This is a genomic window from Mesorhizobium sp. M1A.F.Ca.IN.020.04.1.1, assembly GCF_003997315.1.
Taxonomy (GTDB): domain Bacteria; phylum Pseudomonadota; class Alphaproteobacteria; order Rhizobiales; family Rhizobiaceae; genus Mesorhizobium.
The window spans coordinates 1-9,034 of the sequence record NZ_RZSN01000206.1; the positions used below are offsets into that span (position 1 = coordinate 1).

At 61.8% G+C, this 9,034-nt stretch carries 9 protein-coding genes; all 9 read right to left on the bottom strand.

The genetic code is table 11. The annotated features are described in order from the left end of the window. The coding region (locus EOA49_RS27670) for an ABC transporter ATP-binding protein (RefSeq protein WP_164749298.1) at window positions 1–666 on the bottom strand (666 nt) is incomplete at its 3' end. A gap of 10 nt (window positions 667–676) precedes the next feature. Continuing rightward, complete coding sequence (locus EOA49_RS27675) at window positions 677–1,756, bottom strand: ABC transporter ATP-binding protein (RefSeq protein ID WP_127241967.1); 1,080 nt, start codon at window positions 1,754–1,756, stop codon at window positions 677–679. Window positions 1,757–1,795: 39 nt separating this feature from the next. Next, window positions 1,796–3,322: a glycerol-3-phosphate dehydrogenase gene (glpD, locus tag EOA49_RS27680; RefSeq protein WP_067319781.1), complete on the bottom strand. Its 1,527-nt coding sequence runs from the start codon at window positions 3,320–3,322 to the stop codon at window positions 1,796–1,798. A gap of 126 nt (window positions 3,323–3,448) precedes the next feature. Then, the gene (locus tag EOA49_RS27685) at window positions 3,449–4,216 is read right to left on the bottom strand and encodes a DeoR/GlpR family DNA-binding transcription regulator (RefSeq protein ID WP_066992523.1); all 768 of its coding nucleotides are present in this window, start codon (window positions 4,214–4,216) and stop codon (window positions 3,449–3,451) included. Between the two features lie 110 nt (window positions 4,217–4,326). Beyond that, the gene (locus tag EOA49_RS27690; RefSeq protein ID WP_127243471.1) at window positions 4,327–5,754 is read right to left on the bottom strand and encodes a pyridoxal-dependent decarboxylase; all 1,428 of its coding nucleotides are present in this window, start codon (window positions 5,752–5,754) and stop codon (window positions 4,327–4,329) included. Between the two features lie 89 nt (window positions 5,755–5,843). After that, a complete protein-coding gene (locus tag EOA49_RS27695; RefSeq protein ID WP_066992517.1) occupies window positions 5,844–6,575 on the bottom strand; it encodes a peptidase in 732 nt (243 codons plus the stop codon). Between the two features lie 30 nt (window positions 6,576–6,605). Beyond that, window positions 6,606–7,400 (bottom strand): transglutaminase family protein, encoded by a 795-nt coding sequence (locus EOA49_RS27700; RefSeq protein ID WP_127240663.1) that lies wholly within the window; start codon window positions 7,398–7,400, stop codon window positions 6,606–6,608. A gap of 20 nt (window positions 7,401–7,420) precedes the next feature. Next, the gene (locus tag EOA49_RS27705) at window positions 7,421–8,362 is read right to left on the bottom strand and encodes an alpha-E domain-containing protein (protein ID WP_066992511.1); all 942 of its coding nucleotides are present in this window, start codon (window positions 8,360–8,362) and stop codon (window positions 7,421–7,423) included. Between the two features lie 232 nt (window positions 8,363–8,594). After that, the coding region (locus EOA49_RS27710; protein ID WP_206520230.1) for a circularly permuted type 2 ATP-grasp protein at window positions 8,595–9,034 on the bottom strand (440 nt) is incomplete at its 5' end.

Below are 9,034 nucleotides of genomic sequence, written 5' to 3' on the forward strand. Positions count from 1 at the left end.
GATCTGCACGATCTCGCCGTCATACATGACCACGACGCGGTCGGCGAAAGTCAGCGCTTCGGTCTGGTCGTGCGTGACATAGACCATGGTGTAACCAAACCGGCGATGCAGCTGCTTCAGCTGCGAACGCAGCACCCATTTCATATGCGGATCGATGACGGTGAGCGGCTCGTCGAACAGGATGGCGTTGACGTCCGAGCGCACTAGTCCTCGACCGAGCGAGATCTTCTGCTTCTGGTCGGCGGTCAGCCGGCGCGCCTTCCGGTTCGCCATCGAGGCGAGATCGATCATTTCGAGCGTCTCGCGCACCTTGCGGTCGACATCGGCCTCCGGCACGCGGCGGTTGCGCAGCGGAAAGGCCAGATTGTCGTAGACGGTCATGGTGTCGTAGATGACCGGGAATTGGAACACCTGGGCGATATTGCGCTCCTGCGTCGACAGATTGGTCACGTTCCGGCCGTTGAACAGGAGCTGGCCGTGCGAGGGATGGAGCAGCCCCGAGATGATGTTGAGCAAGGTGGTCTTGCCGCAGCCGGACGGCCCGAGCAGCGCATAGGCGCCGCCGTCCTCGAAGGTGTGATGCACTTCCTTCAGCGCGAAATCCGAATCCTTCTTTGGATTGGTCAGGTAGGAGTGGCGGATGTGGTTGACGTCGATGCGTGCCATCGCTCCCTCCTCAAGCCGCCAGCTTCGACGCAGTCACCGCGCGGCCGTTCTGGTCGAAGACCATGATGTGGCGCGGGTCGATGAACACCTCGACCTCGTCGTCGGTCTCGAAATCGAGGATGCCGTGCGCGAGCATCACCCAGCGCGCGTCGGCGAAGTCGAGATGGACGAAGCTTTCCGAGCCGGTGATCTCGGTGATGGTGACCTTGGCCCGCACCGGCACGGCGCCGGGGTTGGGACGCTCCAGCGACAAATGGTGCGGCTGGAAGCCGATCGTGTAGCTGGCATCCGGAATGCCGAGCAGTTCGGGCGGCACCGGCAGCTTCACGCCTCCTTCGAGAAGGAAGTCCGATCCCTTCTTGGCGAGCACAATGGTGTTGAGCGGAGGGTCGGCGAAGGTCCGCGCCGTCACCAGGTCGACCGGCTTGCGGAAAACCTCGGCGGTTGGGCCGAACTGCGTGACGCGACCTTCCGAAAGCGTCGCGGTGTTGCCGCCGAGCAAAAGCGCCTCGTGCGGCTCGGTCGTGGCATAGACGAAGATCGTGCCCGCCGCGGCGAAAATCTTCGGCAATTCGGCGCGCAACTCCTCGCGCAGCTTGTAGTCGAGATTGGCGAGCGGCTCGTCGAGCAGCACCAGGCTGGCGTTCTTGACGATGGCGCGGGCAAGCGCCGTGCGCTGCTGCTGGCCGCCCGAGAGGTTGAGCGGCGTGCGGTCGAGATAGGGCGTGAGCTTGAGAAGTGCCGCAGCGTTGCGCACCTCCTTGTCGATCCTGGCCTGTTCGACGCCGGCAACCCGAAGCGGCGAGGCGATGTTCTCGTACACCGTCATCGCCGGGTAGTTGATGAATTGCTGGTAGACCATGGCAACGTTGCGCTTCTGCACCGGCTGTCCGGTGACGTCCTTGCCGTCGAACCAGACGGAGCCCGAAGTTGGCGCATCGAGCCCGGCCATCAGCCGCATCAGGCTGGTCTTGCCGGAAAGCGTCGGCCCGAGCAGGACATTCAGCGAGCCGTGCTGAAGCGTCAGCGACACGTCGCGAATATGCTCCTGCGCGCCGACCGCCTTCGCCACGTTCCTCAGTTCCAGCATCACGCCTCCTCCCAGGCCTTGCGCATCAGCGCTCGATCCTCATTCCGCCGCGGCGACATGGCGGCTGCTCAACCCGCGCATGAATTCTTCCAATGCCGCCGTCTGCTCGCGGCTGAAATGCAGGCCGCGTTTGGTCCTGCGCCACAGCACGTCCTCGGCGGTGATCGCCCACTCGTTCTCGACCAGGTAGCGCACCTCGGCTTCGTAGAGGTCGGCACCGAAATTGCGGCCGAGATCGGCATTCGACTTGGCGAGGCCAAGCAGCTTCTCCGCGCGCGTGCCGTAAAGCCGGGTCAACCTGCGTGCCAGCCGTTGGTCGAGGAACGGATAGGCGTTCTTGAGCCTCGAGACCTGCTCGTCGAACCCGGTCGCCGGAAAATCGCCGCCGGGCAGCGGCGCGTTGGCGGTCCATGGCTTGCCGCGCTTGCCGAGAAAGCCTTCGATCTTCTCCAACATCGATTCCGCCAGCCGGCGGAACGTGGTGATCTTGCCGCCGAAGGCGTTGAGCAAGGGGGCAGCACCCTCCCCGCCATCGGCCTTCAGCACATAGTCGCGCGTCGCCTCCTGCGCCTTCGAGGCGCCGTCGTCATAAAGCGGGCGCACCGCCGAATAGGTCCAGACGATGTCCGAACGCTTGACCGGCTGGGCGAAATATTCGCTCGCGGCGGCGCAAAGATAGTCGATCTCGGTATCGCTGATCTTCACCTCATGCGGATCGCCGGGAAAGTCGCGGTCGGTGGTGCCGATCAGCGTGAACTCTTCTTCGTAAGGAATGGCGAAGATGATGCGTCCGTCCTTGTTCTGAAAGAAATAGGCGCGCGGATCGTCGAACTTCTTGCCGATGACGATGTGGCTGCCCTGCACCAGCCGAACATTGTGCACATCGTTCTGGCCGACGGTTTTTGCCAATACCTGATCGACCCACGGCCCGGCGGCGTTGACGAGAAGACGCGCGCGGACTTCCTCGATCTCGCCGGTCAGCACGTTCTGGATCTTGATCGTCCACAGTCCGCTCTCGCGGCGCGCGCTGACCACCTTGGTGCGAGTGCGGATGACGGCGCCGCGGTCGGCCGCGTCGCGGGCATTGAGCGCCACGAGGCGGGCATCGTTGACCCAGCCGTCCGAATATTCGAACGCCTTGCGGAACAGCGGCTTCAGCGGCTTGCCGGCCGGATCGGTGGCCATGTCCAGCGTCTTGGTCGCCGGCAGCAGCTTGCGCCCGCCGATATGGTCGTAAAGGAAAAGGCCGAGCCGGATCAGCCAGGCCGGACGCAGGCCCTTGGCGTAGGGCAGCACGAAGCGCATCGGCCAGATGATATGCGGCGCGTTCTTCCACAGAACCTCGCGCTCCATCAGCGCTTCGCGCACCAGCCGGAATTCGTAGAACTCGAGATAGCGCAACCCGCCATGGATCAGTTTGGTCGAGCCGGAGGAAGTCCCGCTGGCGAGATCGTTCATCTCAGCGAGGTATACGGAAAATCCGCGGCCAACGGCGTCGCGGGCGATGCCGCAGCCATTGATGCCGCCGCCTATGACAAAAATGTCATGGATCGGAGATGCGTCCACAGGGTTCCTCCACGATTTCGCATTGCACCATTTTTGTGTTTCGCGAAACCGTGGCGGGATTATTTCGAACTCGATCCGAATGTCAAACGAAATATCACAGGTGCGTGAGATGTCCGTGAAGAGACGTTATCCGAGCGCTGTCTCGATCAAACGAACCTCCGTTTCCTCGCAAATCCGGCGCACCGAAGGGATGTCGCAACGGTCGGTGATGAAGGTGTTCACCTGCGACAGGTGACCAATGCGAACGGGCGCCGTGCGCTCGAATTTTGTCCGGTCGGAGACGAGAATCACATGACGCGCATTGGCGATGATGGCCTGCGCCACTTTCACTTCGCGAAAGTCGAAGTCGAGCAGCGCGCCGTCATGGTCGATGGCCGAGGCGCCGATGACGGCGTAGTCGACTTTGAACTGGCGAATGAAATCCACCGCGGCCTCACCCACGACGCCGCCGTCTGAGCCGCGCACAACGCCGCCGGCGATCACCACCTCGATCGAAGGATAGATCCGCATCCTATTGGCAACGTTGATGTTATTGGTGATGACCATAAGCCCGTTATGGTCGAGAAGCGCCTTTGAGACAGCTTCCGTCGTAGTGCCTATATTGATGAACAGCGAGGCGTTATCGGGAATGAGCCTGGCCGCCGCGCGGCCGATCGCTTCCTTCTCATCGGCAGCGATTTTGCGCCGCGCCTCGTATTCCATGTTCTCGATGCCGGACGGAAACAGCGCCCCGCCATGGATGCGCGTCAGCAGCCGCTGGTCACAGAGGTCGTTGAGGTCCTTGCGGATGGTCTGCGGCGTCACGCTGAAATGTGTCGCCAGGTCGTCGACCAGCACCCGGCCGTTGTCCTTCGCCATCTGGATGATCTCGGCGTGGCGTGGCGAAAGGAACATCCGCTATCCTTCATTTTCGTTTTTCCGTCTATATCGGAAAACGAAAGTGATGGAAAGGGATAAGCCGGCTAACGAAATTCGCCTTCTCGCAAAGGCAAACCAGTCCGCAATCAGTTTGCCGCCTCAAAGGTAAGCCCGCGCGCAACCTCTGTGACGACATCGAAGGCCGCATCAATATCGCCGGCCGTGGTTTCGAACTGTCCTGCCTGAAAGCGGATCGCCACCCGACCATCGACGCGCGTTTGCGTTAGATAGATGCGTCCGTCCGTGTTGATGGCATCGACGAGACGCAAATTGTGCTCGTCTGGATCGGCACCCTGAAGGGCGCGATGGCGGAACGAGAACAGCGACAGCATCGGCTCGGTGACGAGCTCGAAATCGGCTTCCCCGGCCAGGCGCGCGGCAAGTCCCTCGCTCCAGGCTACATGGTTTCGGATCATCTTGCGCAATCCTTCCAGCCCGTGGGCGCGCAGCAGGAACCAGAGTTTCAGCGCACGGAAGCGGCGGCCGAGCGGCACCGACCATTCCGAATAATTGATGATGCCGTCATGACCTCTGGTCTTGAGATAGTCCGGCTTGATGGCCAGCGTGCGCACAAGGTCTTCCGGTTGGCAGACGAACTGGATCGAGCAGTCGAATTGCGCGCCGAGCCATTTGTGCGGATTGAAGACGATGGAATCCGCGCTCTCGACGCCGGCCCAGAAATGCCGGTACTCCGGGCAGATCATCGCCGACCCGGCCCAGGCCGCATCGACGTGCAGGTAAAGGCCGTGCCGCTTCGCCACGGCCGCTACGGCAGCGATGTCGTCGGTGCCGCCGGTGCTGGTGCCGCCGACGCAGGCGATAATGCCCGCCGGCAGCAGGCCGGCGTCGCGATCGGCGATAATTGCCGCCTCGAGCGCCGGCGTATCCATCGAACGAAAACGACCGGTTACCGGGATACGGATGAGATTCTCCTCGCCGATGCCGGCGACCCAGATCGCTCGGTCGATCGAGGTGTGAACCTGGTTGGAGCAATAGACACGCAGCTTCGCCTGGCCGGCGAGACCTTGTCTGTTTCCCTGCCAGTCAAGCGCCCGCTCGCGCATGGTGAGCACCGCGGCAAGCGTCGCCGACGAAGCCGAATCCTGAATGACACCGGAGAATCCTTCGGGCAGGCCCAGCGCCTGGCGCATCCAGTCGACGATACGCGTCTCGAGCTCTGTCGCGGCCGGCGAGGTCTGCCACAGCATGCACTGCGCGGCCATCGCCGACACGAGATACTCGGCCACCACCGAGACCGGCGCCGCGTTGGCCGGGAAATAGGCGAAGAAGCGCGGATGCTGCCAATGCGTCATCCCGGGCACGATCTTCGTTTCGAAGTCGGCGAAGATCTTTTCCATCGGCTCGGCCGTCTCGGGCGGCGACTCTTCGATGCTCCTGAATATGTCGCCGGGCACGATCGCCGGCCGCACCGGACGATCGCGCAGGCTGGACCGGTAGTCCACGCCCCAATCCGCGGCTCGCCTCGACCAATCGTGGAATTCTTTCTTGTCCATGTATCCTCTCAGCAGCCGCCGGACCTTGATCGGCCCGCCACTTCCTTTAATTAACCTGTTAAATATAATGCGCTTCGTAGGCGAACGCCCTAGCCGGGAAAATCAGGCAGGCTGGCGAAGGCCGCCTTTAGCGCGTTGGACCAGCCATCCGATATGGTTCGGTAATATTGGTCGTCATGACCGATCCGCTTCTTCAGGCCGACCTTGAAAGCATCCAGTTCCAGGAAGAGCAGGTCGAGCGGCAGGCCGACCGACAGGTTCGACTTCAGCGTCGAGTCGAAGGAGACCAACAGCAGCTTCACCGTCTCGGCCAGGCTCATCGTACGGTCATAGGCACGGATGATGATCGGCTTGCCGTATTTGGTCTCGCCGATCTGGAAGAATGGCGTGTCGTCGGTCGACTCGATGAAATTGCCCTCGGGATAGATCATGAACAGCCGGGGTTGGCTGCCCTTGATTTGGCCGCCGAGGATGAAGGAGGCGTTGAAATAGGAATCCGCCTGATCGCCGGCGGGCGAAGAGTGTGCGATCACCTCTTTCACCGTCTCGCCGACCAGCCGCACCGTCTGGTACATTGACGGGGTCTCGAGCAGCTTCTCGTGACGGTCGCCGGCCGCCTTGTTGCGCTCGTCCAGCAGGCTGACCACGGCTTGCGTCGTGGCAAGATTGCCTGCAGACATCAGCACGATGACGCGCTCGCCAGGCTCTTCCCAGACATGCATTTTCCTGAAGGTCGAAATCGAATCCATGCCGGCATTGGTGCGCGTGTCCGACATGAACACGAGTCCACGATCGATCTTGAGGCCGACGCAATAGGTCATGGTCGCTCTTCTGGTGAATCTCGGCAGAGACTACTGCTCTACCGTGACGGTGACGGCAAGCTTCTCTTCCGCTTGCCCCAGCAGTATTCCCGACACAGGCGAGGCATCGCGATAGTCCCGACCCGTCGCCACTCTTACATAGCGTTCGTCGGGAGAGATACCGTTGGCGGGATCAAAGGCAACCCACCCCAGGCTCGGCACATGCGCTTCGGCCCAGGCATGGCTTGCCGCCTGCTCGACCGAGGCATCCATCATCAGATAGCCGCTGATATAGCGCGCGGGGAAGCCCATCACGCGCGCCACGGCGGTGAAGATGTGGCTGTGATCCTGGCAGACACCGGCCTTGAGCGTTAGCGCTTCTTCCGCCGGCGTCACGGCGCTGGTCGTCCCGGGCTTATAGGCGACGCGCTCCCGGATCGCGCCCATCAGCTTGTGCAGCCTGTCGATATCCGTCCCCTCCCCGACCGAAGCGGCCAGGTCGCGAATGCCGTCGCCGACGGTCGTAAGCGGCGTTTGCTGGCTGAAAAGCCAGAGCGGCGCGAAACCATGATGCACACCGGACACACCGGCAGTGTCGCGCGTCGTCACCTCGCCCGCCGCCTCGACTATGATGGTGTGCTGGCCGCCCTCGGCGCTCACCAGCCGCGTGTCATTGCCGAAATGGTCCGTGAAGCGAGCCTCCTCTCGCGCGCCGTCGATCTTGATCACCCAGGACGCAACCGTCTGAGTCGATCCGCTGACCGGCATCAGGCGCAGTCGCTGCAACAGGTACTGCACCGGTGCATCGTAGCGGTACTCGGTCCGGTGTGTGATCTTGAGCCGCATGGCGCCTGTCTCTCCAGCGCTCAGTAGAACCGGTAGTCCAGGGCGATCTCATCCCCCAGCCTAGTGTTGTCACGAATGAATTCCGCCAGGAACTCATGCAGGCCGTGGTCGAAAATATCCTTGATCGACCCCTTCTTCAGCATCGTCTGAATTTTCTCGGCGGTGGCGTGGCAGGCATGGCGCTCGCCATAGTCGTCGGCGAGGAATCTCAAATGCTCGCCGAGGAAGCGATAGCAGAAGGTCAGCGAGCGCGGCATACGGACATTGAGGATCAGATAGTCGGCGATGTTGGTCGGCTTGTAGTCCGCGTCATACACCCACCGGTAGGAGCGGTGCGCCGACACCGAGCGCAAGATCGATTCCCATTGATAATTGTCGAGTGTCGAGCCCACCCAGGAGATCGACGGCAAGAGCACATAATATTTCACGTCGAGGATGCGGGCCGTGTTGTCGGCGCGCTCCACATAGGTGCCGAGCTGCGAGAAGTCGAAGATCTCGTTGCGCAGCATCGTGCCGTAGAACGAGCCGCGGATCAGCGCCGTTTCGCGCTTGATCGCGTCGAGCACCGTCGGCAGATCGCGCTCGTCGATCGGCCGTGCCAGCATCCGCTTCAGCGACATCCAGGCCTCGTTGATGCTCTCCCAGGTCTCGCGCGTCAGCGCTGTGCGCACCATGCGCGCATTGTTGCGCGCCGTCTCGATCGAGGCCATCGTGCTCGACGGATTCGAAGTATCGCGCAGCAGGAAATCCGAGACGTTGGCGACGGTGTAGTCCTGGTATTTCTGCGAGAAGGCCAGGTCGGAACCGGCGCTGAGCAGCACGGAGTTCCATTCCTCCGACGCGTTCTGCGTGCGCGTCAGCGCCATGCGCAGGCCGGCATCGACCAGGCGCGCCATGTTTTCGGCCCGCTCTATGTAGCGGTTCATCCAGTAGAGACCGTTGGCGGTGCGGCCGAGAAGCATGTCAGCTTGCTCCGGTGTCGAGCGAATAGCGAATAGTGAGTAGCGAGTAGCGAAAAAAAGATTTCATGATCTCTGTTGAAGGCTCCTGATCATCGATCGCAGCATTTTTCCGATTTCGTCAGTTTGGCCACCTTCCAAACAATTAGGTCTCTGTAAGAATTGATTGCGTCGGATCCCCCTCTTTCCCTATTCGCTATTCGCTATTCGCTATTCGCTACTCTCTATTCGCTCTTTAATCGTCCAACACCCACGTATCTTTCGTTCCGCCGCCTTGCGAGGAGTTGACCACAAGCGACCCCTCCTTGAGCGCGACGCGAGTCAGGCCGCCCGGGACGATCTGGATACGATCCGAAACCAGCACATAAGGCCTAAGATCGACATGGCGCGGCGACAGCCCCTTCTCGGTCAGGATCGGGCATGTCGACAGCGCGAGCGTCGGCTGGGCGATGTAGTTGCCGGGTTTGGCCTGCAGCTTCTTGGCGAACGCCTCGCATTCCTTCTTGGTCGCCGCGGGGCCGACCAGCATGCCGTAGCCGCCGGAGCCGTGCACTTCCTTGATCACAAGCTCGCCGATGTGCTCCAGCACATATTTCAGGCTGTCGGGCTCCGAGCAGCGCCAGGTCGGGATGTTGCCGAGGAGCGCCTTGCGGCCTGTGTAGAACTCGACGATCT

Coding starts and splice junctions, on each gene's coding strand:
- EOA49_RS27675 (WP_127241967.1), bottom strand. CDS start 1,756: ATGCTGGAACTGAGGAACGTGGCGAAGGCGGTCGGCGCGCAGGAGCAT.
- EOA49_RS27685 (WP_066992523.1), bottom strand. CDS start 4,216: ATGTTCCTTTCGCCACGCCACGCCGAGATCATCCAGATGGCGAAGGAC.
- EOA49_RS27690 (WP_127243471.1), bottom strand. CDS start 5,754: ATGGACAAGAAAGAATTCCACGATTGGTCGAGGCGAGCCGCGGATTGG.
- EOA49_RS27695 (WP_066992517.1), bottom strand. CDS start 6,575: ATGACCTATTGCGTCGGCCTCAAGATCGATCGTGGACTCGTGTTCATG.
- EOA49_RS27700 (WP_127240663.1), bottom strand. CDS start 7,400: ATGCGGCTCAAGATCACACACCGGACCGAGTACCGCTACGATGCACCG.
- EOA49_RS27705 (WP_066992511.1), bottom strand. CDS start 8,362: ATGCTTCTCGGCCGCACCGCCAACGGTCTCTACTGGATGAACCGCTAC.